This window comes from Ruegeria sp. BHSC026 (assembly GCF_059613065.1).
On record NZ_JBXWRV010000001.1, the window covers coordinates 234703 to 259566 of the forward strand.

Annotated in this window: 28 protein-coding genes and 1 tRNA gene; 14 read left to right on the forward strand and 15 right to left on the reverse strand. The window is 64.2% G+C overall.

Going from position 1 to position 24864, the window contains the following annotated elements; all coding sequences use genetic code 11:
- Nucleotides 1-4: 4 nt before the first annotated feature.
- Nucleotides 5-1126: an anhydro-N-acetylmuramic acid kinase gene (locus tag AC2FME_RS01165; RefSeq protein ID WP_496799391.1), complete on the reverse strand. Its 1122-nt coding sequence runs from the start codon at nucleotides 1124-1126 to the stop codon at nucleotides 5-7.
- Between the two features lie 63 nt (nucleotides 1127-1189).
- Between AC2FME_RS01165 and tyrS the strand changes: the two genes are divergently transcribed.
- On the forward strand, nucleotides 1190-2440 hold the full coding sequence (tyrS, locus tag AC2FME_RS01170; protein WP_496799392.1) for a tyrosine--tRNA ligase: 1251 nt from the start codon (nucleotides 1190-1192) through the stop codon (nucleotides 2438-2440).
- Nucleotides 2441-2486: 46 nt separating this feature from the next.
- On the opposite strand, the gene AC2FME_RS01175 is transcribed toward tyrS, so the two are convergent.
- The gene (locus AC2FME_RS01175) at nucleotides 2487-3188 is read right to left on the reverse strand and encodes a GntR family transcriptional regulator (RefSeq protein WP_496682288.1); all 702 of its coding nucleotides are present in this window, start codon (nucleotides 3186-3188) and stop codon (nucleotides 2487-2489) included.
- 112 nt (nucleotides 3189-3300) lie between these two features.
- Here AC2FME_RS01175 and AC2FME_RS01180 point away from each other — a divergent pair, with 112 nt between their 5' ends.
- A complete protein-coding gene (locus tag AC2FME_RS01180) occupies nucleotides 3301-4251 on the forward strand; it encodes a GlxA family transcriptional regulator (RefSeq protein WP_496798648.1) in 951 nt (316 codons plus the stop codon).
- 1 nt (nucleotide 4252) lies between these two features.
- Here the strand turns inward: AC2FME_RS01180 and AC2FME_RS01185 are convergent, their stop codons facing one another.
- Entirely contained in the window at nucleotides 4253-4381 is a 129-nt protein-coding gene (locus AC2FME_RS01185; RefSeq protein WP_496799393.1) for a hypothetical protein, read from the reverse strand.
- 45 nt (nucleotides 4382-4426) lie between these two features.
- On the opposite strand from AC2FME_RS01185, the gene AC2FME_RS01190 reads away from it, so the two are divergent.
- Both AC2FME_RS01190 and AC2FME_RS01195 read left to right on the forward strand, forming a co-directional pair.
- Nucleotides 4427-5305: a GNAT family N-acetyltransferase gene (locus tag AC2FME_RS01190; protein ID WP_496799394.1), complete on the forward strand. Its 879-nt coding sequence runs from the start codon at nucleotides 4427-4429 to the stop codon at nucleotides 5303-5305.
- A 40-nt stretch (nucleotides 5306-5345) separates the two neighbouring features.
- Entirely contained in the window at nucleotides 5346-6101 is a 756-nt protein-coding gene (locus tag AC2FME_RS01195; protein WP_496799395.1) for a 3-hydroxyacyl-CoA dehydrogenase, read from the forward strand.
- Between the two features lie 55 nt (nucleotides 6102-6156).
- Here the strand turns inward: AC2FME_RS01195 and AC2FME_RS01200 are convergent, their stop codons facing one another.
- The 3 genes from AC2FME_RS01200 to AC2FME_RS01210 form a co-directional block, all read right to left on the reverse strand.
- Nucleotides 6157-7968 (reverse strand): ABC-F family ATP-binding cassette domain-containing protein, encoded by a 1812-nt coding sequence (locus AC2FME_RS01200; RefSeq protein ID WP_496799396.1) that lies wholly within the window; start codon nucleotides 7966-7968, stop codon nucleotides 6157-6159.
- Nucleotides 7969-8037: 69 nt separating this feature from the next.
- Nucleotides 8038-8778 (reverse strand): GNAT family N-acetyltransferase, encoded by a 741-nt coding sequence (locus AC2FME_RS01205; RefSeq protein WP_496799397.1) that lies wholly within the window; start codon nucleotides 8776-8778, stop codon nucleotides 8038-8040.
- Nucleotides 8779-8877: 99 nt separating this feature from the next.
- On the reverse strand, nucleotides 8878-9348 hold the full coding sequence (locus AC2FME_RS01210) for an outer membrane protein assembly factor BamE (RefSeq protein ID WP_496799398.1): 471 nt from the start codon (nucleotides 9346-9348) through the stop codon (nucleotides 8878-8880).
- A gap of 83 nt (nucleotides 9349-9431) precedes the next feature.
- On the opposite strand from AC2FME_RS01210, the gene AC2FME_RS01215 reads away from it, so the two are divergent.
- The 8 genes from AC2FME_RS01215 to AC2FME_RS01250 all read left to right on the forward strand — a co-directional run bounded on the left by AC2FME_RS01215 (nucleotide 9432) and on the right by AC2FME_RS01250 (nucleotide 14782).
- Complete coding sequence (locus AC2FME_RS01215) at nucleotides 9432-9968, forward strand: YceD family protein (protein WP_496799399.1); 537 nt, start codon at nucleotides 9432-9434, stop codon at nucleotides 9966-9968.
- A 206-nt stretch (nucleotides 9969-10174) separates the two neighbouring features.
- On the forward strand, nucleotides 10175-10381 hold the full coding sequence (gene rpmF / locus AC2FME_RS01220; RefSeq protein ID WP_068331762.1) for a 50S ribosomal protein L32: 207 nt from the start codon (nucleotides 10175-10177) through the stop codon (nucleotides 10379-10381).
- A 24-nt stretch (nucleotides 10382-10405) separates the two neighbouring features.
- Nucleotides 10406-11494, forward strand: a complete 1089-nt coding sequence (gene plsX, locus AC2FME_RS01225) for a phosphate acyltransferase PlsX (protein WP_496711814.1) — start codon at nucleotides 10406-10408, stop codon at nucleotides 11492-11494.
- Between the two features lie 19 nt (nucleotides 11495-11513).
- On the forward strand, nucleotides 11514-12485 hold the full coding sequence (locus tag AC2FME_RS01230; protein WP_496682269.1) for a beta-ketoacyl-ACP synthase III: 972 nt from the start codon (nucleotides 11514-11516) through the stop codon (nucleotides 12483-12485).
- Nucleotides 12486-12582: 97 nt separating this feature from the next.
- Nucleotides 12583-12885, forward strand: coding sequence for an integration host factor subunit alpha (ihfA, locus tag AC2FME_RS01235; protein WP_149774932.1), 303 nt, complete (start codon nucleotides 12583-12585; stop codon nucleotides 12883-12885).
- Nucleotides 12886-12903: 18 nt separating this feature from the next.
- Nucleotides 12904-13503 carry a MerR family transcriptional regulator gene (locus tag AC2FME_RS01240; protein WP_496799400.1) on the forward strand — a complete coding sequence of 200 codons (600 nt, stop codon included), beginning with the start codon at nucleotides 12904-12906 and terminating at the stop codon, nucleotides 13501-13503.
- 61 nt (nucleotides 13504-13564) lie between these two features.
- A tRNA-Pro gene (locus AC2FME_RS01245) sits at nucleotides 13565-13641 on the forward strand.
- Nucleotides 13642-13702: 61 nt separating this feature from the next.
- Entirely contained in the window at nucleotides 13703-14782 is a 1080-nt protein-coding gene (locus tag AC2FME_RS01250; RefSeq protein WP_496799401.1) for a 2'-deoxycytidine 5'-triphosphate deaminase, read from the forward strand.
- A gap of 3 nt (nucleotides 14783-14785) precedes the next feature.
- On the opposite strand, the gene AC2FME_RS01255 is transcribed toward AC2FME_RS01250, so the two are convergent.
- The 7 genes from AC2FME_RS01255 to AC2FME_RS01285 all read right to left on the reverse strand — a co-directional run bounded on the left by AC2FME_RS01255 (nucleotide 14786) and on the right by AC2FME_RS01285 (nucleotide 21666).
- Nucleotides 14786-15025 (reverse strand): hypothetical protein, encoded by a 240-nt coding sequence (locus AC2FME_RS01255; protein WP_496682261.1) that lies wholly within the window; start codon nucleotides 15023-15025, stop codon nucleotides 14786-14788.
- Nucleotides 15026-15087: 62 nt separating this feature from the next.
- Nucleotides 15088-15747: an SMC-Scp complex subunit ScpB gene (gene scpB, locus AC2FME_RS01260; RefSeq protein WP_496682259.1), complete on the reverse strand. Its 660-nt coding sequence runs from the start codon at nucleotides 15745-15747 to the stop codon at nucleotides 15088-15090.
- Nucleotides 15740-16534: a segregation and condensation protein A gene (locus AC2FME_RS01265; protein WP_496682257.1), complete on the reverse strand. Its 795-nt coding sequence runs from the start codon at nucleotides 16532-16534 to the stop codon at nucleotides 15740-15742. Before AC2FME_RS01265 ends, scpB begins: the two co-directional genes overlap by 8 nt.
- The gene (gene nagZ / locus AC2FME_RS01270) at nucleotides 16524-17531 is read right to left on the reverse strand and encodes a beta-N-acetylhexosaminidase (RefSeq protein ID WP_496682254.1); all 1008 of its coding nucleotides are present in this window, start codon (nucleotides 17529-17531) and stop codon (nucleotides 16524-16526) included. Before nagZ ends, AC2FME_RS01265 begins: the two co-directional genes overlap by 11 nt.
- On the reverse strand, nucleotides 17528-18592 hold the full coding sequence (locus AC2FME_RS01275) for an SPOR domain-containing protein (protein WP_496799402.1): 1065 nt from the start codon (nucleotides 18590-18592) through the stop codon (nucleotides 17528-17530). The genes nagZ and AC2FME_RS01275 overlap by 4 nt, the downstream gene beginning before the upstream one ends.
- A gap of 88 nt (nucleotides 18593-18680) precedes the next feature.
- A complete protein-coding gene (gene argS, locus AC2FME_RS01280; protein WP_496799403.1) occupies nucleotides 18681-20426 on the reverse strand; it encodes an arginine--tRNA ligase in 1746 nt (581 codons plus the stop codon).
- An 82-nt stretch (nucleotides 20427-20508) separates the two neighbouring features.
- On the reverse strand, nucleotides 20509-21666 hold the full coding sequence (locus tag AC2FME_RS01285) for a deoxyguanosinetriphosphate triphosphohydrolase (RefSeq protein ID WP_496686372.1): 1158 nt from the start codon (nucleotides 21664-21666) through the stop codon (nucleotides 20509-20511).
- 76 nt (nucleotides 21667-21742) lie between these two features.
- Here AC2FME_RS01285 and AC2FME_RS01290 point away from each other — a divergent pair, with 76 nt between their 5' ends.
- Nucleotides 21743-22066: an iron-sulfur cluster assembly accessory protein gene (locus AC2FME_RS01290; protein ID WP_490360192.1), complete on the forward strand. Its 324-nt coding sequence runs from the start codon at nucleotides 21743-21745 to the stop codon at nucleotides 22064-22066.
- Nucleotides 22067-22349: 283 nt separating this feature from the next.
- Nucleotides 22350-23129: an exodeoxyribonuclease III gene (gene xth / locus AC2FME_RS01295; protein WP_496799404.1), complete on the forward strand. Its 780-nt coding sequence runs from the start codon at nucleotides 22350-22352 to the stop codon at nucleotides 23127-23129.
- A 4-nt stretch (nucleotides 23130-23133) separates the two neighbouring features.
- Here xth and AC2FME_RS01300 read toward each other — a convergent pair whose 3' ends face one another.
- Nucleotides 23134-24285 (reverse strand): FAD-dependent oxidoreductase, encoded by a 1152-nt coding sequence (locus tag AC2FME_RS01300; RefSeq protein WP_496799405.1) that lies wholly within the window; start codon nucleotides 24283-24285, stop codon nucleotides 23134-23136.
- 71 nt (nucleotides 24286-24356) lie between these two features.
- Nucleotides 24357-24779 (reverse strand): RNA polymerase-binding protein DksA, encoded by a 423-nt coding sequence (gene dksA, locus AC2FME_RS01305; protein WP_496683923.1) that lies wholly within the window; start codon nucleotides 24777-24779, stop codon nucleotides 24357-24359.
- Nucleotides 24780-24864 lie beyond the last annotated feature (85 nt).

Genomic DNA, 24864 nt, shown 5'->3' on the forward strand with positions numbered 1-24864 from the left:
CGTTTCAGCGCGGTGCGCCCTGCGACACCCGGCTGACCGTGCCCCCGCCGACCAACGCCTTGACCCCGGTGGTGCCGGGGCAAGAGGTGGGCATCCCCCGCGCCACACGCACCGCCAGATAGGCAAAAGCCTGCGCCTCGAGCATGTCGCCGTCCAGCCCTACGGCCTCGACCGGATCGACCGGGCAGTCCAGCGCCACGCGCAGCATCTCCATCAAAACCGGGTTCCTGCGCCCGCCGCCGGTGACCAGTACCCGCGCGGGCGGTTTGGGGCAATGCTCCATCCCCTGCACCACCGCCGCCGCACTCATGCCTGTCAGGGTGGCGACGGCGTCAGCGTCGCTCAATTCCCTCACCAGGCCGATCATCTCGGCAAAATCGTTGCGGTCCAGCGATTTGGGCGGCAGGCGGTTGAAATAGGGCTCGGCAAGGAACAGCTCCAACGCTCCGGTCTCGACCGTGCCCTGCCGGGCCAGCGCGCCGTCGCGGTCCATCGGCAGGCCCAGACGCGCCTGCACCAGGTCGTCGATCGGCGCGTTGGCCGGGCCGGTGTCAAAGGCCAGCAGCGCACCGGGCGCCTCGGGCCCGTCAAAGGACGGGTCCACATAGGTCAGGTTGCCGACACCACCCAGATTCAGAAAGCACACGGGCGCCGTGGCCCCGACGTATTTTGCGCAGGCAAAGTGGAAGAACGGCGCTAGCGGCGCGCCCTCGCCGCCCATGGCCACGTCATCGCTGCGGAAATCCCAGACCACTGGCACACCCAGCGCGACCGCCAGCCCCTCGCCATCGCCCACCTGCAACGTGCCCTTTCCGCGCGGCTCATGCGCAAGGGTCTGGCCGTGAAAGCCGATCAGCTCCACGTCCTCGAATTCCGACAGCAGCTCGGCATGGGCGCGGGTCACCAGATCTTCGGCGGCGTGCACCTCGGGGCCGCTCCATTTGCCCAACGCGGCACGCAGCAGCTTGCGCTCGTCCTCGGTATAGGGCCGGTAGGCACTGTCGCCGAACCGCAGGATCTGCCGCCCGTCGGTTTCCACCACCGCCGCGTCGACCCCATCGAGCGAGGTGCCCGACATGGCCCCCAGTGCCCGCACTGCCCCAACTTTGCCTCGGGCCTTATTCATGGCCTTTTCCTTCCCTCGTTCGCCGCCTATAACGTGCCCCGCAATTCAACCCCGAGGCAAGACATGACGTATCACCCCAAATCGGATTTCATCGCCACGATGATCGAGCGCGGCTTTCTCGCCGACTGCACCGATTATCAGGGCCTTGACGATGCTCTGACAAGCGGGGTGCAGACAGCCTATATCGGGTATGACGCCACCGCCCAGTCCCTGCATGTCGGGCATCTGATGAACATCATGGTTCTGCGCTGGTTCCAGAAGCTGGGGCACAAGCCGATCACCCTGATGGGTGGCGGCACCACCAAGGTGGGCGATCCGTCTTTCCGCTCGGACGAACGCCCCCTGCTGGGCCCCGAGCAGATCGACGCCAACATCGCCGGCATGCAGAAGGTGTTCGACAAGTACCTGTCCTATGACAACAGCGACACCGGCGCGCTGATGCTGAACAATGCCGAATGGCTGGACGACCTGAACTATCTCGATTTCCTGCGGGACATCGGGCGGCATTTCTCGGTCAACCGGATGCTGTCCTTTGAGTCGGTGAAATCGCGGCTGGACCGGGAACAATCCCTGTCGTTCCTCGAGTTCAACTACATGATCCTGCAGGCCTATGACTTTCTGGAGCTGAACCGTCGTTACAGCTGCATCCTGCAGATGGGTGGATCGGACCAGTGGGGCAACATCGTCAACGGCATCGACCTGACCCGACGCGTGCTGGATCATGAGATCTATGGCCTGACCACGCCCCTGCTGACCACCAGCGACGGGCGCAAGATGGGCAAAAGCCAGGGCGGCGCCATCTGGCTGAACGGCGACATGCTGTCGCCCTACGAGTTCTGGCAGTTCTGGCGCAACACCACCGACGCCGATGTGGGCCGCTTCCTGAAGATCTTCACCGAGCTTCCCGTAGACGAATGCGACCGCATGGGCGCGCTGCAAGGGTCCGAGATCAACGAGGCCAAGATCCGTCTGGCCAACGAAGTCACGACCCTGCTGCACGGTTCCGAGGCCGCGGCCAAGGCCGAGGCCACCGCGCGCGAAGTGTTCGAAAAGGGCGGCGTGGGCGGCGACCTGCCCACCCTGACCCTGACCGCCGAAGATCTGGGCGATGGCATCTCGGTTGTGCAGCTGATCGTGAAGTCTGGCCTGGCGAAATCGGGCAAGGAGGCCAAGCGCCTGATTTCCGAAAACGGCGCCCGTCTGGACGACGCACCGCTGACCGATGCGGGGCTGATGATCGACGCGGCGGCCCTGTCCTCGCCCATCAAACTGAGCGCCGGCAAGAAACGGCACGCGCTGGTGCAGTTGGGCTGAACCGCCTGACGCCGAACAAGACGGCCGCCTCAGGGCGGCCGTTTTTCTATCCGCGCTCGACCGAGCCCAGCGGCAGGTCCAGACCGGCGGGCGTCACGAACAGCTCGATCTGGTCGCGCGACAGCGCCCAGTGATCGGCCGCCAGCTGCCCCGCCGCCGCCTCGTCGCGCGCCTCGATCGCGGAGATGATGGCGTCATGCTGGTCGCAGGCCAGATCGAGGCTTTCACCCATCCCGGCCTGATCCGGGCGGTAGAAGGTCATGCCGATGCGCGCATGGTCGATCAGCAGCCGCTGAAACGACGGCAGCAGGTAGACATTCGCCGCCATCTCACCGGTGATCTCATGGAACTGGTTGTTGGCCAACGCGCGATCTTCGGCCGAGCCCGTCCGCAGGGTTGCCCGAAACGCCGCCTGCGACGCCTTCAACCGGTCGATCTGGTCTCCCGTGGCGTTCTGCGCCGCCAGCCGCAGCACCGCGCCATAGATCATCGGCGCCACCAGGAAGAAGTCGCGCAGCGTGGCATAAGACATCTGGGACACCCGCGCGCCCCGGTTTTCACGCAGTTCAAGATAGCCCAGCCCGGCCAGATGCCGGAACACTTCGCGCAGCGGTGTGCGCGACAGGCCGAACGCCTCGGACAGCTGCGCCTCGTCCAGGTCATCGCCGGGGCGCAGTTTCAGCGTCATCACCGCCGCCTTCAGATGCGCGGCCAGCGCCGCCTTGCGGCTTTTCGTGTCGTCTTTCATCCCCAACCTTCGCTTCGGTCGAATCGCGACACCCAGGATGTCGCCCCTGCTCTTGCCCGATAAAATGCAACTTGTACACAATCAGCCTGACCGCCCGTGATAGACTGAGCGCATGACCCGCCCGCAACACTTCTGTTTCATCCTCGTTCCCGAGTTCTCGCACCTGGCCTTCTCCTGCGCGGTCGAGCCGCTGCGCATCGCCAACTGGGTCAGCGGCGAGGAGCTGTACCGCTGGTCCTTCGCCTCGGAGGACGGCGCGCAGGCGGTGTGTTCGAACGGGTCCGTGACACTGGTGCATGGCGGGCTGGCGAACCTGCCGAAATGCGACCAGATCTTCGTTTTGTCGGGCATTCACATGCGCGATCACGTCAGCCGCTCATTGCTGGCCGCACTGCGCCGCGAACGGGCGCGCGGTACGGCCATCGGGGCGCTGTGTTCGGGCGCGTGGCTGCTCGCCGAGGCCGGGTTCCTGAACGGGATGCAGGCGGCGATCCATTGGGAATATCACGACGCCTTCATGGAGGCTTTCCCTGACGTGAACCTGGTGCGCAGCGTCTTCGTGGCCGATGAAAAGCACATGACCGCCTCGGGCGGCACCGCGACCGCCGACCTGATGCTGCACCTGATCGAGCGCGACCACGGGCAGGACCTGTCGATCGCGGTCGCCGACCAGATGGTCTATAACGCCGTGCGCAACGCGACCGCTGATCAGCGTGTGTCGCTGCAATCGCGCAACGGCATGCGCAACGCGCATCTGGCCAAGGCGATCCAGATCATGGCCGACCGCATCAACGACCCGATCTCGCCGGCGTTGATCGCCGAACAGATCGGCATCTCGACCCGCCAGCTGGAGCGTTTGTTCGGAAAATACCTCAACGCCTCGCCCAAGAAATACTTCATGGAGTTGCGGCTGGACCGCGCGCGAAACCTGCTGTTGCAGACCGAATCCTCGGTCACCGACGTGGCCTTTGCCTGCGGCTTTGAAAGCCCTGGCCATTTCTCGCGCGTGTACCGCGCCGCCTTCGGCGTCACCCCGATGCAACAGCGCAGCCGGCTGGATTAGGCTAAAACCACAGCCAGCCGGCCACGCTGAGAACCACGAACACCGGCACCGACAGCGCGGCAGCCAGCAGAAAGGCCGCGGCACGGGTCACGCGCGGCGATGGGATTATCTGTCCGAGAACCGTTTTCATGCTGTCATTAACCCCGCTTTAGGTTTCCACCGGGTTAATGCCCGCATGACGACCACGCACACCCCCGTGATGCAAAGCACCGAGATGCAGGCGACCCTGCGCGCCTGCGGGCAGGGTCCGCTGCGGCTGGCGGACGGTACGCTGGTCCTGCGCCGTCGGGTCTTTCCCGGCGTGACCGTGGCAATGCTGCCGCGCGCGCGGATCGACCCGGCCACCCTGCCCGGCCTGATCCGGCAGGCCGGGTTGAACCGCACGCCGCTGATCCTGTCGCCCGACCATCCAGCCCCCGACCTGACCACGTTGGGCGCGATGCCGCTGGTTACCCCGACCTGCGTTGCCGAGTTGGATCTGCGCAGCAACCTGCGGGCAGGGCTGCATCAGAAATGGCGCAATGCGCTTGTTCAGGCCGAGCGCAGCCCGCTGCGCATCACGCGCCGCATCCTGCGCGAAGGGTCGGACAAATGGCTGCTGACCGCCGATCAGGCGCAACAGCGGGCACGCGGCTATCGCAACTGGCCGGTACCGCTGACCCTGGCCTATGCCCGCGCCAATCCCGGCAAGGCCGTTGAATTCTTAGCCACCGACGGCGACACCGTGGCGGCTATGCTGTTCCTGTGCCATGGCTCGGTTGCCACCTATCACATCGGCTATTCAACCGCGCGTGGGCGGCGGCTGAATGCCCACCGGCTGATTCTGTGGCAGGCGATGCGCTGGCTGGCGAAACGGGGTTTTCAGCGGCTCGATCTTGGCCCGGTGTCGACCGAGGATGCGCCCGGTCTGGCCCGGTTCAAACTGGGAACCGGCGCCCGCGCCCGCTGGCTGGGCGGCACCTGGGGCTGGTGGCCACCGCTGGGGCGCAGCCTGCGCCCGCTGGCGGGCCTTGACCGCGGCGGGATGCGCTGGACAGATCCCCATACAGGCTGATATTTGAACACTTGTTCAGATCATTGAGGAGGAGCCCGCCATGCAATTGTCCACCACCGCCGCCGTCATCACCGGCGGCGCCTCGGGCCTCGGAGAGGCCACCGCCCGTTACTTTGCCGAGAACGGCGCGCAGGTGACCATCCTCGACCGCGATGCCGAGCGTGGCGCGCAGGTCGCGGCCGAAATCGGCGGGCATTTCGCACAGACCGACGTGACCGACGAGAACTCGGTGGCCGCGGCCATTGCGCTGGCGATGGAAAAGATGGGCAAGATCACTGCTTGCGTGAACTGTGCCGGCATCGCCTATGGCATCAAGACCGTCGGCAGGGACGGCCCCCACCCGCTGGACGCCTTCCAGCGCACCATCGACATCAACCTCGTGGGCACCTTCAACGTGTCGCGTCTGGCTGCCGTCGAAATGGCCAAGTACGCGCCCGAGTCAGATGGCGCGCGCGGCGTAATCATCAACACCGCCTCGATCGCGGCCTTCGACGGCCAAAAGGGCCAGGCGGCCTATTCCGCCTCCAAGGGCGGTGTCGTGGGCATGACCCTGCCGATGGCGCGCGATCTGGCCTCGACCGGGATCCGGGTGATGACCATCGCGCCCGGCATATTCATGACGCCGATGCTGGCCGGCCTGCCCCAAGAAGTGCAGCAGCAACTGGCCGCCGACGTGCCCAACCCCGCCCGTCTGGGCGACCCGCGCGAATACGGCCGGCTGGCCGGGTTCATCGTCGAGATGGGCTATCTGAACGGCGAGGTCATCCGCATCGACGGCGCCCTGCGCATGCGCTGACATGACCGCATGGCGTGGGCAGCGCCGATCTGCCCGCGCCTTGGGTCGAGCCTGGCTAGGCCCCGGCCTCAGCCTTTTCTTCCAGTTCCAGCCATTCCTCCTCGGCGGCGGCCAGCTTCTGCTGCCGCTCGACAAGAGCCTCGGTCGCCTTCTGGAACTTCACCGGCTCGCGGGTGAACAGCTCGGGGTCCGACATCAGCTCCTCCAGCTTGGCGATCTCGGCTTCCAGCCGCGCGATCTCGGCGGGCAGCTTCTCCAGCCGGTGCTTTTCGGAAAAGGACAGGCCGGTTTTCGGCTTGGCTTCCTGCTTGACTTTCGGCTTGTTCTCTTTTGTTTTCTCAGGCCTTTTCTCGGTCAGATCACCGCGCTGCGCGATATAGTCCGACCAACCGCCCGCATAGACCGTCGCGCGGCCGTTGCCCTCCATCGCGATGGTGGTGGTCGCCACACGATCCAGGAAATCCCGGTCGTGGCTGACCAGCAGCACGGTACCGTCATAGTCGTCCAGCAACTCCTGCAGCAGGTCCAGCGTCTCGACATCCAGGTCGTTGGTCGGTTCGTCCAGCACCAGCAGGTTCGACGGTTTCGCCATCAGCTTGGCCAGCAGCAACCGCGCTTTTTCGCCGCCTGACAGAGATTTGACGGCCGCTCTGGCCTGCCGCTCGTCGAACAGGAATTCCTTGAGATAGCCCACCACATGCTTGGGCTGGCCGCGCACCATCACCTGATCGGCCTTGCCCGAGACGCGCATCTCGGGGTCGCCGGTCAGGCTGTCCCACAGGGTCATCTCGGGGTCCAACTGCGCGCGGGTCTGGTCGAAGACCGCGATTTCCAGATTGGTGCCCAGAGTCACCGACCCTTCGTCCGGCGCGGCCTCGCCCAGCAGCAATTTCAGTAGCGTCGTCTTGCCAACTCCGTTCGGGCCGACAAAGGCCACGCGGTCGCCGCGCTGTACCAAAAGGTCCAGGTTGCGTACGATGGGCTTGCCGTCGAACGCCTTGCTGACACCGCGCGCCTCGATCACCTTGCGCCCGGATTTCGGACCGGCTTCCAAAGACATGGCCGCCGAGCCCTGACGCTTGATTTGCGCCGCGCGTTCCGCCCGCAACGCTTGCAGCGCCCGCACCCGGCCCTGATTGCGCTTGCGGCGCGCGCTGATCCCTTCAACCGCCCAGCGGGATTCGGACTTGATCAGCCGATCCAGCTTGTGGCGTTGCTGGTCTTCTTCCTCCCAGATCTTGTCGCGCCAGGCCTCAAAAGCCTCGAACCCCTGCTCCTGCCGGCGCACGACACCGCGATCGATCCACAGGGTTGCCCGCGTCAGTGCTCGCAGAAAGGCGCGGTCATGCGAGATCAGGACAAAAGCCGCCCGCGTTGCAACCAGTTCGCGCTCCAGCCAACCGATGGCCTCGATGTCCAGATGGTTGGTCGGCTCGTCCAGCAGCATCAGGTCGGGGGCCTCGGCCATCAGCTTGGCCAGCGCCGCACGGCGCCGCTCTCCGCCCGAGGCGGTTTGAACCGCACGCGAGGGGTCGAATTTTAGCCCCTCACCGGCCCGTTCCACCTTGTACAACTCGCCTGGTTCCAGCCCACTGGCGGCATAGTCGCCCAGCGTGGCAAAGCCTTCCATATGAGGGTCCTGCTCCATGTAGCCCACGGATTTGCCGGGCGGCACCACGATCTCACCCCGGTCCGGCTCGACAAGACCGGCCATGACCTTCATCAGGGTGGATTTGCCCGAGCCGTTCCGCCCGACCAGCGCAACGCGGTCGCCGGGCTGAACTACCAGGTCCAGGTCGGAAAACACCGGCTCGCCCCCGAAGGTCAGCGAGATACCGGACATCTGCAACAAAGGAATACGTGCCATACGCGCCAGCTAAACCGGCAGGCATTGGGCGTCAACGCCCCAGCCTCACCTTTTGACAGCGGCGCGGCTTCAGCCCGCGATCATCCGCAAGAGGCGTTTCCGCGCCGCGGGAATCGCACCGATCTCGACGCCGGTGAAGACATGCAGCGTGTTCAGCTGGCGGTCCACAACCGCATGATCGCTGACCCAGCCGCCCATCATAAGGTAGGTGCGCAGCAACGGCGGCATGCGCCGCATGGCCTTCTGCGCGTCGGGCCGGCGCCGCAGCCGCGCGGCAAAGCGGAACACGTCCGGCGCCTTGACCCGCGGCAACCAGCGTTTGGGCGCCAGGTGGCGATGTTTGAGCATTGCGAAAGCATCCAAGTAGGCCTCGGTGTCGGTCCCGGCAAATGACGAACAACCAAACAGCAACCGGATGTCGCACCGGTCCACGAACACGGTCATCGCGCCCCACGCCACCCGCAGGATATCCGGGTCGGTCCGGTCGGGATGCACCGCGAACCGGCCCATCTCGACCATCCGTCCCTGAAAGTTCTGCAAGCCCGACAGATCGTAGAACTGTGCCGAATAGCTGCGGCCGATCTCGTGCCCGCAATCCATGACCAGCATCCGGAAACAGCACACGAGTTGCCCGCCGGCCCGCTGATCCTCGACCAGCACATGGGTGCAGATCCGGTCGAACGCATCGCGGTCTGTCCGTGCGGTGCGAAAAGCCAGCGTACGCAGCGCTTGCGCGGCGGCGATGTCCTCGGGCGTGCGGGCCAGTCGCGCCCGATACCTCCCCTTGTTCAGCAAGACATCCGTGGCCATGGCCGCACCCTCCGCGGTATCTGACTTTCCCAGGTTCCGCCTGCCACTAACACCAAGTCTGTAACCGCCTCATGACAGACCGAGGGACCGGACGCGCGATCAGCTCTGGCCTGGGATGTTTGCCGGGTTGAAACTGCCGATATTGCCCAACAACTGACGTAGGAATCCCCTGTCCTGAACGCTCGAATCGGTCACGCGGCGGTCCAGGACGATGAAATAGCCATCCTCGAGCCCGAACCGTTCGATGTTGCGCACGACCCCGCGCTGGTCAAAGCTGACGGCGACCAGCTGCCGCTCGACCACTTCGGGGCGTTTGGGGCCATAATGGCGGACACGCGAGGCGACGTAATAGTACCCCGAATCCTTTAGAACCCCCGACGCGCCGGGCGCGCCGACCTTTTCGACCACGCTGTCGCGGGTATCGACACCCACCTTGATTTCGGCCAGTTCCTCGGGCGTGGGGACATAGCCGTGGTTCTTGTAGACCGGGCTGCATCCGGCCATCGCAAGCACCGACACGCAGGCAAGCGTTCCGAACGCCAGTTTCAGCTTGTTCGCGACCTTCGACATCTTCACCCTCTTGCCTTGCACCCTTGCGGCTTCTATCCGATTACAGAAACCCATGCCCCGGTTCAACACAGGAAAGGGTCACTATGGCCAAGGCAACATCTTTGCGCGTCGCGGACCTGCCGCAGAACAGCCCCGTCCCGTTCGATCTGCACCCGGCAGCGGATGAACTGGATGTCCTCCGGGCGGATCTGGGCCTGCAGGGGCTGCGCAAGCTGAGCTTTGTCGGAGAGATAAAGGCCCGCGGCAAACGCGATTGGGAACTGACCGGTCACCTTGGCGCAACCGTAATCCAGCCCTGCGTCGTCACGCTGAACCCTGTGACCACGCGTATCGAAACGCCCGTGCGGCGCCTGTTCCTGTCGGACTGGACCGAGCCGGACGAACCCGAATTCGAGATGCCCGAAGACGACGAAACCGAACCCCTGGGCCCCGAGATCGACCCCGGTGCCGTGATGCGCGAAGCGCTGGCGCTGGCGCTGCCGCAATACCCCCGCAAGGACGGCGCACATCTGGATGACGCAATTTTCACCGAGCCGGGCAAACAGGCCATGACGGATGACGATGCCAAGCCTTTTGCGGGGCTGGCCGGGTTGCGCGACGCGCTGAAAAAAGACAAGTGACAGCGCCATGATTTCCTGTCATAGCACTCGGTCAGAAAAACCCCTTGAACATGTCGAGAATCGCAGTATTTTCGCGCGCTCATCGGAATTTGGGTTGGACATCGCGGGGCTCGTCCCCTAAACGCGCGTCACACCACGAGAAAACGAAGAATGAAACCCGGGCTGGCAGCGAATCTGCAGCCCCCAGTCAGACAAAGGTTGAGACCATGGCCGTCCAACAGAACAAAGTTTCCAAGTCGCGTCGCAATAACCGCCGCGCACACGACGCTCTGGTTGCTGCAAACCCGAACGAATGCCCGAACTGCGGCGAACTGAAACGCCCGCACCACGTCTGTGCAGCCTGCGGCCACTATGACGACCGCGAAGTCGTGGCGCAGGCCGACGAAATCGACCTGGACGAAGACGCGGCCTGAGCCTGATTGACCGCAGGTTTTGGCATGACGGCGCAGCCCGAGCAGACCGGAAAGATCATCATCTCGGTTGACGCAATGGGCGGGGACTCCGGTCCCGCGGTCGTGGTTGCTGGAATCGCGAAATCAGCGCAGAAGAACCCCGATATCGGGTTTCTGCTGCACGGCCCCCAAGACGTCTTGCGCAAGCTTGTTGCGAAACGGCGCGTCCTGGAAGGGCGCGTCGTTTTTCGCGATTGTCCCGATGTCGTAACGATGCAGGACAAGCCCAGCCAGGTCGTGCGCAACGGCAAGAACACCTCGATGTGGTCGGCGCTGGATTCGGTGCGCAACGGAGAGGCGCACGGCGCCGTATCCTGCGGCAATACCGGCGCGCTGATGGCGCTGTCGATGATGCGGCTGCGCAAGCTGCCCGGCGTGAACCGCCCGGCGATCGCGATCCTGTGGCCCTCGCGCAATCCGCAGGGGTTCAACGTGATGCTGGACGTGGGCGCGGATGTGCGGGCCGATGCCCGGGATCTGCTGCAATACGCGCTGATGGGGGCCTCGTATGCCCGCAACGGCATGGCCCTGGCGCGTCCGCGCATCGGGTTGCTGAATGTCGGTACAGAAGAACACAAGGGCCGCGCCGAGTTGAAAGAGGCGCACGCGTTGATCACGGACTTCGCCGAGCAGGCGAATTTCGATTTCGTGGGCTTCGTGGAAGGCAGCGACATCCCCGGCGACAAGGCCGATGTCATTGTGACGGACGGGTTTACCGGCAATGTCGCGATCAAGACGGGCGAAGGCACCGCCAGCCTGATCGGCGACCTTCTGCGAGAGGCGTTCAGCTATTCTCCTCTGTCCCGGCTGGCCTCGGTGCTGGCGATCACGTCATTGCAGCGCCTGAAAAAGCGCATCGACCCGCGGCGCGTGAACGGGGGGGTGTTCTTGGGGCTGAACGGGACAGTGGTCAAATCGCACGGGGGCGCTGATGCCACGGGTGTGTCCGCGGCCATCAAGCTGGCTTTTACCCTGGCACGGTCGGGTTTTGCCGAAAAATTGGCCGCACGGGTTGCATCGACTGCCCAGCTTGAACAAGATGCTGCGCAATCTGCGCTGCAGACCGAAAAATAACAAAAAGGCAGGACCTCAGATGGCAGGCCGTTCAGTCGTTGTTGGTGTCGGGCATTATCTACCCAAACGCATCGTTCCCAATTCCGAGTTCGAAAAGACGTTGGACACGTCCGACGAATGGATCCGGACCCGCTCGGGCATCGAACGCCGCCATTTCGCGGCCGAAGACGAAACCACATCTGATATGGCGACCCATGCGGCCAAGGCCGCGCTGACCGATGCGGGGCTGACCGCCGACGACATCGACGCGATTGTTCTGGCCACCTCCACCGCAGACCTGACCTTTCCGTCCGCTGCGACCATGGTTCAGGCCAATCTGGGCATGACCCGCGGATTTGCCTTTGACGTGCAAGCGGTCTGCGCCGGCTTCGTCTTTGCGCTTGCCAACGCCAACGCGCTGATCCTGTCGGGTCAGGCCAAACGCATACTCGTGATCGGGGCCGAGACCTTCTCGCGCATCATGGACTGGTCGGACCGGAGCACCTGCGTTCTGTTCGGCGATGGCGCCGGCGCGCTGGTGCTCGAGGCGCAGGAAGGTGCCGGAACGCCTGAAGACCGGGGCATTCTATCCACCGACCTGCATTCGGACGGGCGGTTCAAGGATCTGCTCTATGTCGATGGCGGGGTCTCGAACCGGACCACCGGCTATCTGCGCATGCAGGGCAACCAGGTGTTCCGCCACGCGGTCGAGAAACTGGCTGCCACGGCCACCACCGCGCTGGATCGCGCGGGGCTAACAAGCGGCGACGTCGATTGGATCGTCCCGCATCAGGCCAATATCCGCATCATTCAGGGCACGGCCAAAAAGCTGCAGCTGCCCATGGATAACGTGGTGGTCACGGTTCAGGATCACGGCAACACCTCGGCCGCATCGATCCCGCTGGCGCTGTCGGTGGGCAAGGAACGCGGGCAGATCAAGCCCGGCGACTTGATAGTGACCGAGGCCATCGGCGGCGGACTGGCCTGGGGCGCGGTGGTGATGCGCTGGTAGGGCGGCGCAAACCTGCTTACACCACCACGCGCAATTCATTGATATTGACAGTGAATTTGCCCTGCCCCTATGGTCGTACATCATCAGGGGAATAATCATGGGCGAAAAAACACTGACGCGAATGGACCTGAGCGAAGCCGTGTTTCGCGAAGTGGGTCTGTCTCGCAACGAAAGCGCGCAGCTTGTCGAAAGCATTTTGAACCACATGTCCGATGCGCTGGTGCGCGGCGAGCAGGTCAAGATCTCGTCTTTCGGCACGTTCAGCGTCAGGGACAAGTCGGCCCGCGTCGGCCGCAACCCGAAAACCGGGGAAGAGGTTCCCATCGAGCCGCGCCGCGTTCTGACCTTCCGCCCTTCGCATCTGATGAAGGAACGGGTCGCGGTCGGAAACCGCAAGTAAATCCGGGGCAAGGCAGGCATGAGCAAGTCTCCCGATGCATTTCGCACCATCAGTGAAGTTGCGGATTGGCTGGGTGTTCAGGCGCATGTGCTGCGGTTCTGGGAAAGCCGGTTCAGCCAGATCAAACCGGTCAAACGGGCCGGAGGCCGTCGGTATTACCGCCCCAACGACATGCGCCTGCTGGGCGGCATCAAGAAACTGCTGCACGAGGATGGCGTGACCATCAAGGGCGTGCAACGCATCCTGCGTGAACAGGGCGTGGCCTATGTCGCGTCGCTGTCGCCGGGACTGGACGACGGCGCGGCTCCGGCCGCGACCATCGAAATACAGGCCGCCGAGAACGTCGTCCCCCTGCCGCAGCCTCCCGCCGCGGTTCAGGGTGCACTTGATCTTTCACCGGCCGAGGCCGAAGATTCGGGCGCACCGGCCGCGCCCGAAGCGCGAGATCACGCAGCGGCGCAGAATCCCACGGCCGAGACCGCGCCGCAGCAGACCGGAATCGCGGCCCGCGCATGGCAGAAAACCGAGTTCGATACCGACACGTTGCGCCGGATCGCGCCCATCGCAAAGGATTTGCGCGCCTGGCTGGACCGGGTCGAACGGCAATTGGCGGGTTGAGCAAAAAGGCAATGTTTTCCTCTTGCCCCTGCCGGGAAAATCATTATGAACACCTCAACGTCGGGCTATGGCGCAGCCTGGTAGCGCGTCCGTCTGGGGGACGGAAGGTCGCAGGTTCGAGTCCTGCTAGCCCGACCAAATCACACCGACGTTCAGAAGATACGGGCCGGAGCCTCCTTCGGCTGAGGGGAGGAACGGAATGACCGGCGTGTGCCCGAACCAGCAGATCGCAGCGATGATCGACAGCGGTGAAATCACCGCGACCCCGCCGATCACCCCGGCCCAGATCCAACCCGCCAGCCTTGATCTTCGTTTGGGAACAGTGGCTTACCGTGTGCGCGCCTCGTTTCTGGCCGGCGAAGGCCAGAGCGTGGCCGACCGGCTGGCTGAGTTCGAGATGCATCACATCGACATCTCGGAAGGTGCGGTACTGGAAAAAGGTTGCGTGTATCTGGTGCCGCTGATGGAATCGCTGGCCCTGCCCGGCGACGTGACCGCCGTGGCCAACGCCAAAAGCTCGACCGGGCGGCTCGACTTGCTGACCCGCACCATCACCGATGGCGGAACCGAGTTCGACCGCGTTCCCGCCGGGTATGCCGGCCCACTCTATGCCGAGATCTGTCCGCGTTCGTTCTCGGTTCTGGTCCGTCCGGGCATGCGCCTGAACCAGATCCGCTTCCGCCGCGGTCAGGCGGTGCTGTCCGACGCGGATCTGGCCGCGTTGCATGCGCAATCGCCGCTGGTGGACGGCCCGGCCGTCATTCAGGACGGGCTGGGGTTTTCGGTCGATCTGTGCCTTCCCAACACCGATCTGGTCGGGTACCGGGCCAAGCCACATACCGGCGTGATCGACCTGGATCGGATCGGTGAATACGACCCGCAGGACTACTGGGAAGAGGTGCGCACCCGCGACGGGCGCATCATTCTGGACCCGGGCGCGTTCTACATCCTGGTCAGCCGCGAGGCGGTCCACATTCCGCCGATGTATGCCGCCGAAATGGCGCCCTATCTGGCGATGGTGGGTGAATTCCGGGTTCACTACGCGGGATTCTTCGATCCCGGTTTCGGCCATGCCGAAGCCGGCGGCGCCGGATCACGCGGCGTGCTGGAAGTCCGTTGCCACGAGGCGCCCTTCGTGCTGGAACACGGACAGGTCGTCGGGCGGCTGGTCTACGAACGCATGGCCGAGATGCCGACTCAGTTGTACGGCGCGGGAATCGCTTCGAACTATCAGGGTCAGGGCCTGAAATTGTCGAAGCATTTCAAGTCGGTCCAGTAATCCCTAGAACCGCATGAACCGCCGCATCTGGCGGGTCAACTGTCTGGCCTGCTTCATGCTCTGGGCCTGGCGGCGCGCACTTTGCGCCATGTACCGGTCGGCCTTGGGGTCGCGCGGTCCGTCCGGCTGCCCGGACTTGCGTCCCATACGTTCGGCCAGGTCGAGGCCCTTGTCCACGCCGCGCGTGACCAGCCGGCGCACGACTTGCCGAACGATCATGTCGATGATGCGGTTTGCGTTCATTCCGGTCTCCGTTCCTCGGTGTCAAACCTGGCGAGGAATTCGCCGACAAAAGGGCGACGCGTTCAGTCTTCCTCGAACAATTCGGTCTGGTCTTCGTCGCCGGGTTCATCTTCATTGGCCTCGCCGATCGGCATGGTCCCCGGCGGCGGGCGGTTCTCCAACAGCCCCGCAGCACGCAATTCCTTAAGGCCCGGCAAGTCTCGGGCACTTTCCAGGCCGAAATGGTCCAGGAACTGGGGCGTCACCACGAAGGTCACCGGGCGCCCCGGCGTCATGCGGCGGCGGCCCAGCCGGATCCACTCCATTTCCAGCAGTTGGTCTATGGTTCCCCGCGACACGGACACACCGCGGATTTCCTCGATCTCGGCGCGGGTGCAGGGCTGATGATATGCCACGATCGCTAGGGTCTCGATGGCGGCGCGGCTCAGCTTGCGGGTCTCGACCGTTTCCTTCTGCATCAGGAACCCCAGATCGGGCGCCGTGCGGATGGCCCAGGCCTCGCCCACCCGAACCACGCGCACCCCGCGCCCCTCATAGCGTTTCTGCAGCAGTTCCAAGGCCTGCTTGGCGTCGCAGCCATGCGGCATCCGCGCCTCAAGATCGGCCACCGTCACCGGCTCGGCGCTGGCAAACAATACCGCCTCGACCATGCGTTCCTGCTCAGCCAGTGGGGGGGCTTCGAACAGGGTGCCGGTGCCGTCGTCTTCGGGGGCGTCAGTCACTGGGCTTCGTCCTTCTGCGCAGTTGGATCGGGGCAAAGGTCTCGCTTTGCTTGATCTCCATATGTCCTTCCTTGACCAGCTCCAGCGAGGCCGCAAACGTCGCCGCCGTTGCCGAGCGGCGCCGCATCGGGTCAACGTCCCAGCCTTCGGGCAGGTAGGTTTCCATGTCGGTCCAGGTTCCGGCAAATCCGATCAGCGGGCGCATTCGCTCCAGCGCCTGTTCCATCGTGAAGACCGAATCGCGGTCCATCACGAAGGGTCGGAATTCGTCACGGGTGCGGATGCGGGCATAGCCCTGCATCAGGTCCAGCAACGTGGCGGAATAGGTGACCGTGCGGATGCGGGTCACGTCTTCGCCCTGCCCGCGCTTGAAGAAATCGCGCCCCAACTGATCGCGCGCCATCAGGCGGGCGGCCGCATCGCGCATCGCCTGCAGGCGTTCCAACTGAAAGGCCAAGTGCGCGGCCAGTTCTTCGCCCGTCGGCCCCTCTTCATCGGGGTCGGGCGGCAACAGCAGGCGCGATTTCAGAAAGGCCAGCCATGCGGCCATCACCAAATAGTCGGCGGCCAGTTCGATCCGCAGGGCGCGGGCCCGTTCGACAAAGGCCAGATATTGCTGCGCCAGCGCCAGTACCGAGATTTTGCGAAGATCGACCTTTTGCGTCCGTGACAAGGTCAGCAGCACGTCCAACGGGCCTTCAAACCCGTCCACGTCCACGATCAGCGCCTCGGCGGCCAGCCGATCGGCGACCGAAACCGGGTCTTCGCTGAAAAGGTTATCCGTCATACACCTGCCCGCCCATCAGACGGGATAGTTCCGTCTCGGCGGTACGGATGTCAAGTTCCTCGGGGCTTTGCCGCCGGGCCAAGGCGCGGTCCGCGCGGGCTTGCGCCGCCTCGGACATTTCGCCCGCGGCCTCCATCACCTCGGCGCGTTCTTCGAACGTCCCGTTGCAGTGCAGAACCACGTCGCAGCCCGCCGACAGCGCCTGTTGCGACAGATCGGCTAGCGATCCGCTGAGCGCCTTCATCGAGATGTCATCGGTCATGACCAACCCGTCGAACCCGATGCGCTCGCGGATGATCCGCATCATCGCAGGCGAAATCGTGGCCGGTTTTCCGTCAACCTGATCATAGACCAGATGGGCTGTCATACCCATCGGCAAGTCGTTCAGGGCGCGGAAAGGCTCGAAATCGGTCTGCATCAGGTCGTCCAGCGGCGCATCCACGTGCGGCAGGTCGAAATGGCTGTCGAGCGTGGCGCGCCCGTGGCCGGGGATGTGCTTGACGACGGGTAGAACGCCGCCATCCAAGTGCCCCTGTGCGACCGCTCGGCCGAGGCGTGCGACCGTGGCCGCATCGCCGCCATAACATCGGTTGCGCAGGAAATCGTGCGTCTCAGGTCGGGCCAGATCGACCATCGGGGCGCAATTGCTGTCGATGCCCAGCGAAAACAGCTCGTGCGCAATCAGGCGATAGCGCAGGTACATGGCGCGTTCGGCCTGGCCCTCGGCTTGTTCGGCATGATCCATCGGGGGACGCCATTGACGGGCCAGCGGCGGGCGCAGGCGTTGCACCCGTCCGCCCTCCTGATCGATCGTAATCATGCAGTCGCGGCCCACGGCCTCGCGCATGTCGTCGCACAGTGCGCGCACCTGATCGGCCGTGTCGATGTTGCGCGCGAACAGGATGAAGCCGAACGGGTTCATCTGCCGAAACAACGTCTTCTCTTCGGGCGTCAGGCGCAGACCCGCCGCATCGGTGATCGTGGCGCCGTACCTCACCGCACGGCAACCGGGATGCAGTCGGCATCCTGCGCCACCAGCGCCGCGCAGAACTGACGCGAGTCGCTCAGATCGGCAAACCCATGCACGCGCAAGCGATAGAAGGTGCGACCGCCGCTCGAGGTTTTCTGGATAACTCGTTGTTTCCCCTGCATGTACTCGCCAAAGCGGCGGTACAGGCGATTCCATTCAGCGCGGGCCACATCGGGGCTCTCATAGGCGCCCAGCTGGGCCAGCCGTGTACCCTTGGCCAGCGAGTCGGGATCGACATCCAGACCCATTGCCGATTTCACGGCGGCATTCACCGCATCCGCGTCGATTGCGCCACCCACCGGAGCGGCGCGGCGCAACCCGGCGGGGCGCGTCAGCGGGCGCAAGGACCGCCGCACACCGGGCAAGGCGGCAAGCTCCGGGTCGGGCAATTGGGCGGCCAGATCGGCCGGGTCGATGGCGGGTTCGTCCTCGGGCATGGTCAGCGCGGCCAGTTGCACACCCGGTTCCAGCTCGGCAGAGGCCGGGACATCACCCGACAATTCCGAAGCCAGCGCCTCCACCGCGTCCTGCCGCAACTCGGCGGCCTCCTGATTTGTTATTGTCTCTTCAACCTTCAGAACCGCCGGGGTCGGTTTCAACGTACCCATCGGCGCGTCCTCGTCGCTCAGCGAGACCGGGCGCGGGGCAAGGATCAGCCGGTCGGCCGGCGGCGCGGCCGTGCCGACCGCCGCCACGGCGTTCACCGCCAGACCTTGATGATCGGCCGGCGTTCCACCGGGGTTTTCGGGCTGCACGCGCATCGGACCTTCGACCGCACGCACCACCGGCACGCCGGACACGTCCCGCATCACCAGCTTGTAGCCCCAGACTGCCACCCCGGCCACCAGCGCCAGGGACGCCGCGGCGCCAAGAATATTCACGATGCGGCCAAAGCCCGGGACACCGGCCGATGCCCCGTCGAAATCCGGCATGTCGCCGGGGTGCTCGTACCCGTCGTCAGCGGTGAATTGATTCGAGTAATGCCTATGCTCGGGGCCTGCCTGCCCCGAGAAATCGTAACGTGCCATATCCGCCTCACTGCCCGAAATGCGCCTGAAATCGCGGCGCGCGGGTCATTTCTTGCCTACCTCGTACCGGCGGTTCGGGCGGTGTTGGTTACCGCATCTCCTGCGCCGGCGTGACCCCAAGAATACCCAAGCCCGCTGAAATCACAACAGAAACGGCCCGGGCCAGCGCTATTTTTGACTGGCTTGTGGCCACATCACCATCCTGCAGGAACCGCAGCGTGGGCTCGTCGTTGCCACGGTTCCACAAGGCGTGGAAATCCCCTGCGAGTTCATACAGATAGAAGGCGATGCGGTGCGGCTCGTTGGTGCGGGCCGCGATCTCGACCAGGCGTGGCCATTCGGCCAGCTTCTTGGCCACGGTCAGTTCGGCCGGGTGATCCAGCGCCGCCAGGTCTGCCCCGCGCAGGGTTTCGTCGGTGGCGTCGATGCCCGCCTCGGCGGCGCGGCGCAGCACGCTCATCACCCGGGCATGGGCATATTGAACATAGAACACAGGGTTCTCGCGGCTCTGTTCCAGCACCTTGTCGAAATCGAAATCCAGCGGCGCGTCGTTCTTGCGGGTCAGCATCACGAAGCGCGTCACGTCGGGGCCGACCTGATCGACCACGTCGCGCAGGGTGACGAAGTTGCCGGCCCGTTTCGACATCTTGAACGGTTCGCCGTTCTTCCACAGCTTGACCAGCTGGGTCAGCTTGATGTCCAGCGGCACCTTGCCGTCCGACAATGCCGAAACGGCGGCCTTCATTCGCTTGACATAGCCGCCATGGTCCGCCCCGAACACGTCGATCAGCGCGTCGAACCCGCGGGTCACCTTGTCATAGTGATAGGCGATGTCGGGGGCGAAATAGGTCCAGCTGCCGTCGGATTTCTTGACCGGGCGGTCCACGTCATCGCCATGCGCGGTCGAGCGGAACAGGGTCTGCTCACGCGGCTCCCAGTCCTCGGGTTTCTTGCCCTTGGGCGGCTCGAGCACGCCCTCGTAGATCAGGCCCTTTTCGTTCAGCGCCTCCAGCGCGGCCTCGATCTTGCCGGTGCCATAGAGCGATTTTTCCGAGAAGAACACGTCCATCTCGACGCCCAGCGCCTTCAGATCGGCGCGGATCAGATCCATCATCGCATCGGTGGCGAATTCACGCACCTCGGCCAGCCACTCGCTTTCGGGCTTGTCCAACAGGCTGTCACCATATTTCTCCTTCAGCGCCTCGCCGATCGGGATCAGATAGTCGCCGGGATACAGGCCCTCGGCGATTTCCGGGCTCAGGCCGTTGGCCTCGCGGTACCGCTCGAACGCAGACCGGGCCAGAACATCGACCTGCGCGCCGCCATCGTTGATGTAATATTCGCGGGTCACGTCATGGCCGGAATACGCCAACAGGCTGGCCAGCGCGTCGCCGAACACCGCGCCGCGGGTATGACCCACATGCAGCGGCCCGGTGGGGTTGGCCGAGACGTATTCGACGTTCACCTTCAACCCCTGCCCCATGGTCGAGCGGCCATAGTCGGTGCCCTTTTCCAGCACCGCGCCCAGAACGCCCTGCCAGACCGACGGCGCCAGACGCAGGTTCAGAAAGCCGGGGCCGGCGACCTCGGCGCTGGTGATCCGCTCATCCTCGGCCAGCTTCGCGGCCAGCGTCTCGGCGATGTCGCGGGGCTTCATCTTCGCCGGTTTCGCCAGCACCATCGCCGCGTTCGTGGCCATGTCGCCATGCGCCGCGTCGCGCGGCGGCTCGACCGCCACGTTGTCAAAGCTCAGCCCCTCGGGCAGAGCGCCTTCGGTTTGCATCTGGGTCAACGCGTCCAGAACAAAGTCGCGGATATCAGAGAACAGGTTCATTTCGGATGTCCTTTTGCTTGCCCGGCGGTTTATCACGCAAGGCGGCAAGGTCAATGCGGGCGATGGCCAAGGACGCGGGCGCCTAACGCTCCAGCGGTGTTTTCCCAGTCAGGCGTGCGTGATCCTGCAGCGCGAACCGGTCGGTCATCCCCGAGATATAGTCCGAGACGATCCGGGCCAGTTCGGTTTCGTCCGCTGCGGCCTCGATATCGTCATGCCAGTGCCGGGGCATCTGCCGGGGATCGTTCAAGTAGATCGGGAACAGCTCCTCGACCACGCGACTGACCCGGGCGCGCACCTCCATGACGCTGGGCGCACGATACATGCGGGTGAACAGAAAAGCCCGAATCTCGCGCAACTGCGCCCATAGCCCCTCCGAGAACCGGATGACCGGTTGGCCTAGGTGGCGGATATCCTCGACCGATTGCGCCCCCGAAGCGGCCAGAATGGCGCGGGACGTGTCGATGACATCGGACACCATCACGCCGAACACGCGCCGCAAGGCCTCGTGCCGCCGGCGATAGGGATCAAGGCCGGGGTACTTGCGATCCACATCCGCGTAGCATTCACCGATGATGGGCAATTGCGTGATCTCGTCGTCGGTGAACAGCCCGGCGCGCAATCCGTCCAACAGGTCGTGGTTGTTATAGGCGATGTCATCGGACAACGCCGCCACCTGCGCCTCGGCGCTGGCATGGGTGTGCAGTTCCAGATCGAAGCCGTCATTGCATTCGGCCAGCGCCCAGGGCAGATCGCCGGTGACCGGACCATTGTGCTTGGCGATCCCCTCAAGGCATTCCCATGTCAGGTTGCAACCGTCGAATTCGGCATAGTGGCGCTCGAGCCTCGTCACGATCCGGATGGCCTGGGCGTTATGATCGAACCCGCCGTAAGGTGCCATCAGCGCGTGCAGCGCGTCCTCGCCGGTATGCCCAAACGGAGTGTGACCCAGATCATGCGCCAGCGCGACGGCCTCGGTCAGTTCTTGGTTCAGGCCCAAAGCGCCCGCGATTGTGCGGGCGACCTGCGCCACCTCGATGGAATGAGTCAGCCGGGTGCGGTAGTTGTCGCCCTCGTGCTCAACAAAGACCTGCGTCTTGTGCTTGAGCCGCCGAAAGGCGCTGGCGTGAATGATCCGGTCCCTGTCCCGCTGAAAGCAGGACCGAAAGCTGCTCTCCTCCTCTGGCACCAACCGCCCCCGTGCGCGGCTGGGGTCCGAGGCAAAACCTGCTCGCTCCAATCGTCTTGTCCTTGTCGCCCGTCGTCGGGTTTTCTATATTGTACGATGGTCAAGAAAGAAACCTTTGGAGTCCGGCATGAATCTGCCCCCCACGGTCACGGAACGCGCGTTTGAGCGGTTGGCTGAAATCGGCGCGGCCGACAATGGCAAGGCGCTGCGCATCGCTGTGGAAGGCGGTGGCTGCTCCGGCTTCCAATACGAAATCGCGCTGGACGAGCCCAAAGAGGACGACCTGGTGCTTGAGGGCAAAGGTCAGAAGGTCGTCGTGGACGCAATTTCCCTGCCCTTCCTTGAAAACGCCACCATCGACTTCACCGAAGAGTTGATCGGCGCGCGTTTCGTTATCGACAACCCCAACGCCACCTCATCCTGCGGCTGCGGCACGTCCTTCTCGATGTAATGCTTCGTGGGGGCTTTGCCCCCTCACCCCCAGGATATTTTTAGCCAGATGAAGGCGGAGGTCGGTCCTCCGATCCCAAAGCCGGAGGGCTTCACCTGGCGCGGTCATCGGCGTCCCCGCCTGTACCGCCCCTTCTTTCTCCGACAAACTGGTTAACACACCGTTACTTCATCTGGCCCCAAATATCCCGGAGCGCGAGGCAGAGCCTCGCATTCCCGGCTAACTGCTTGCCGTTGGGGTGGTTCTGCGCGATAGGTGGCCTTGGTTCAACCGGAGGGCTCGCATGAAAATTGCCTCGTTCAACATCAACGGCATCAAGGCCCGCGCCGACGCCCTGCTGCGCTGGCTCGACGACGGACAGCCCGACGTCGCCGTGTTGCAGGAAATAAAATCCGTCGACGAGAATTTTCCGCGAGAGATCTTCGAGGAGCGCGGCTACAACGTCGAAACCCACGGTCAAAAAAGCTTCAACGGGGTCGCGATCCTGTCAAAACTTCCGTTGGAGGAGGTCACCCGCGGATTGCCAGGCGATGATGGCGACGATCAGGCTCGCTGGATCGAAGCGACCGTCGTGGGCAAGAAAGCTCTGCGGGTCTGCGGGTTATACCTTCCTAACGGGAACCCCGCACCCGGGCCAAAGTTCGACTACAAATTGGCATGGATGGATCGGCTGCATCAACGTGCACTCGAATTGCTGAAGGCCGAGGAACCCGCCCTGATGGCAGGCGACTACAACGTCATTCCGCAGGCTGAAGACGCCAAGCGCCCGGATGCCTGGCGCGAGGACGCGCTGTTTCGTCCCGAAAGCCGCGCCGCCTTTCGAAAAATACTGAACCTCGGGTTCACGGACGCGTTCCGCGCCCGAACCCAAGGTCCCGGACACTATACGTTCTGGGACTATCAGGCCGGCGCCTGGAACCGGAATGACGGGATCCGTATCGACCATTTCCTGCTGACCCCGCAGGCCGCGGACCTGTTGCAGGATTGCCGGATCGACGCCGAGGTACGCGGGCACGAAAAGCCTTCGGATCACGTTCCGATCTGGGTCGATCTGGATCTCTGACCCGTCATGCCGTCGGATCGTAATCGTAGATCCAATCATATCGCCGCGTCAGCCTGCGACCGATCAGCGACAAAGCCATCTGCGCCGCGATACGCGTCGGACCTTTCAGGTGGAAGTTTCGTGCGTTACTTGCGGCGGCAGCGACCACCGCGCGGGCGCGGGGGCGGCGCCTGGCTTCATAGGCTGCGAGTGCGCGTTGGACACCTGACTGGTCATCGAATGCACGCCTGAGGACCCACGCGTCCTCGAGCGCGAGGCATGCGCCCTGGGCCATGAACGGCAAAGTCGGATGGGCCGCGTCACCTAACAGGGCCACGCGCCCGTTCTGCCATTTCTGTGCCACCGGACGCAGGAACAGCGCCCAGATGTTCACCTTGTCGATGCGGGCAAGGATTTCCCCCGTGACCCCGCCGAAATCGGCGAAGCGCGCATGCAGGTCGCCGACATCGCCTTCCAGCTTCCAGCCTTCCTCGGTCCAGTCCGAGCGTTCTTCGATCGCGACGATGTTCATCTGCGATTGATCCCGCAGCGGATAGGTCACCACGTGACGGCCCGGCCCCATGGTCAAAGTGGCCATGGGGGTCGCCGTGCGGTCGGCCCAGGGAATTGTCGCGCGCCACGCGACCTGATGCGTGAACCGGGGCGCCTCGCTTCCGTTCAGAATCGGGCGGACATGGCTGCGCCCACCGTCCGCCGCGATGACGCATTCGGCCCGGAGGCGTGTCCCGTCGCGCAACGAGATCTCGGCGTCGGAGGGGTGTTTGCGCACATGCGTGACCCGCGCGTTCAGACGCAGATCCACCCCTGTCCGCAAGGCCGCGTCGCGCAACAGGTCCAGCAGGTCTGCACGATGATAGTAATACGTCGCCCCGGCGGCCGGCGGCGGCACCCGGCTGATGACGCGCCCGCGCCGATAGTCGCGCAACACGGTTCCGTGCGAGATCTGCGCGGCCTCGGGCGGAGAGCCCGCCACACCCAGCGCGCGCAGCACCGCCATCCCGTTGGCACTGATCTGCAACCCGGCACCCACCTCGGCCAGCTCGGGCGCCTGTTCCAGCACAGTCACCTGTGCGCCGCGCTGTTGCAGCGCCACGGCGGCCGCAAGGCCACCGATCCCTCCCCCCACCACCACAAACTTCAAGCCGTCGATCTTCATGCAGCTGGCATAACGCAAAAACGCCGGAACCACAGGCCCCGGCGTTCGAATTCGTCAGAACGTTCCAGCGATCAATCGTCGCGGTGCACCTTCTCGCGACGCTCGTGCCGCTCTTGCGCCTCGAGCGTCATGGTCGCGATCGGACGGGCATCCAGCCGCTTGAGCGAAATCGGGTCGCCTGTGACCTCGCAATAGCCGTACTCGCCTTCGTCGATACGACGCAGCGCAGCATCGATCTTGGCCACCAGCTTGCGCTGACGGTCGCGGGTCCGCAATTCCAGCGCGCGGTCCGTCTCTTCGCTGGCGCGGTCGGCGACATCGGGAATGTTGCGGGTATTACCCTGCAGCCCCTCGATGGTGTCGCGGCTGCCCGCCAAAAGTTCGTGTTTCCAATTCAGCAGCTTGCGACGGAAATACTCAAGCTGTCGTTCATTCATGAAAGGCTCATCTTCGGCCGGACGGTAGTCTTCCGGCAGAAAAACTTCCTGCTTCATATCTGCTCCCTTGGCATGGCCGGAAACGTCTTTTGCGGTTGTATCGCCTGACATTCGGCACCCCCTTCTGCGCAGCGTTTATCCC

Excerpts from the sequence above, each read along its gene's own strand:
- AC2FME_RS01230 (WP_496682269.1), top strand. The coding sequence starts at position 11,514 with ATGGCAGGCCGTTCAGTCGTTGTTGGTGTCGGGCATTATCTACCCAAA.
- AC2FME_RS01255 (WP_496682261.1), bottom strand. The coding sequence starts at position 15,025 with ATGAACGCAAACCGCATCATCGACATGATCGTTCGGCAAGTCGTGCGC.
- AC2FME_RS01290 (WP_490360192.1), top strand. The coding sequence starts at position 21,743 with ATGAATCTGCCCCCCACGGTCACGGAACGCGCGTTTGAGCGGTTGGCT.
- AC2FME_RS01165 (WP_496799391.1), bottom strand. The coding sequence starts at position 1,126 with ATGAATAAGGCCCGAGGCAAAGTTGGGGCAGTGCGGGCACTGGGGGCC.
- AC2FME_RS01250 (WP_496799401.1), top strand. The coding sequence starts at position 13,703 with ATGACCGGCGTGTGCCCGAACCAGCAGATCGCAGCGATGATCGACAGC.
- AC2FME_RS01195 (WP_496799395.1), top strand. The coding sequence starts at position 5,346 with ATGCAATTGTCCACCACCGCCGCCGTCATCACCGGCGGCGCCTCGGGC.
- AC2FME_RS01185 (WP_496799393.1), bottom strand. The coding sequence starts at position 4,381 with ATGAAAACGGTTCTCGGACAGATAATCCCATCGCCGCGCGTGACCCGT.
- AC2FME_RS01180 (WP_496798648.1), top strand. The coding sequence starts at position 3,301 with ATGACCCGCCCGCAACACTTCTGTTTCATCCTCGTTCCCGAGTTCTCG.
- AC2FME_RS01175 (WP_496682288.1), bottom strand. The coding sequence starts at position 3,188 with ATGAAAGACGACACGAAAAGCCGCAAGGCGGCGCTGGCCGCGCATCTG.
- AC2FME_RS01200 (WP_496799396.1), bottom strand. The coding sequence starts at position 7,968 with ATGGCACGTATTCCTTTGTTGCAGATGTCCGGTATCTCGCTGACCTTC.
- AC2FME_RS01300 (WP_496799405.1), bottom strand. The coding sequence starts at position 24,285 with ATGAAGATCGACGGCTTGAAGTTTGTGGTGGTGGGGGGAGGGATCGGT.
- AC2FME_RS01265 (WP_496682257.1), bottom strand. The coding sequence starts at position 16,534 with ATGACGGATAACCTTTTCAGCGAAGACCCGGTTTCGGTCGCCGATCGG.
- AC2FME_RS01215 (WP_496799399.1), top strand. The coding sequence starts at position 9,432 with ATGGCCAAGGCAACATCTTTGCGCGTCGCGGACCTGCCGCAGAACAGC.
- AC2FME_RS01240 (WP_496799400.1), top strand. The coding sequence starts at position 12,904 with ATGAGCAAGTCTCCCGATGCATTTCGCACCATCAGTGAAGTTGCGGAT.
- AC2FME_RS01210 (WP_496799398.1), bottom strand. The coding sequence starts at position 9,348 with ATGTCGAAGGTCGCGAACAAGCTGAAACTGGCGTTCGGAACGCTTGCC.
- plsX (WP_496711814.1), top strand. The coding sequence starts at position 10,406 with ATGACGGCGCAGCCCGAGCAGACCGGAAAGATCATCATCTCGGTTGAC.
- argS (WP_496799403.1), bottom strand. The coding sequence starts at position 20,426 with ATGAACCTGTTCTCTGATATCCGCGACTTTGTTCTGGACGCGTTGACC.
- dksA (WP_496683923.1), bottom strand. The coding sequence starts at position 24,779 with ATGAAGCAGGAAGTTTTTCTGCCGGAAGACTACCGTCCGGCCGAAGAT.
- AC2FME_RS01275 (WP_496799402.1), bottom strand. The coding sequence starts at position 18,592 with ATGGCACGTTACGATTTCTCGGGGCAGGCAGGCCCCGAGCATAGGCAT.
- ihfA (WP_149774932.1), top strand. The coding sequence starts at position 12,583 with ATGGGCGAAAAAACACTGACGCGAATGGACCTGAGCGAAGCCGTGTTT.
- rpmF (WP_068331762.1), top strand. The coding sequence starts at position 10,175 with ATGGCCGTCCAACAGAACAAAGTTTCCAAGTCGCGTCGCAATAACCGC.
- AC2FME_RS01205 (WP_496799397.1), bottom strand. The coding sequence starts at position 8,778 with ATGGCCACGGATGTCTTGCTGAACAAGGGGAGGTATCGGGCGCGACTG.
- tyrS (WP_496799392.1), top strand. The coding sequence starts at position 1,190 with ATGACGTATCACCCCAAATCGGATTTCATCGCCACGATGATCGAGCGC.
- xth (WP_496799404.1), top strand. The coding sequence starts at position 22,350 with ATGAAAATTGCCTCGTTCAACATCAACGGCATCAAGGCCCGCGCCGAC.
- AC2FME_RS01190 (WP_496799394.1), top strand. The coding sequence starts at position 4,427 with ATGACGACCACGCACACCCCCGTGATGCAAAGCACCGAGATGCAGGCG.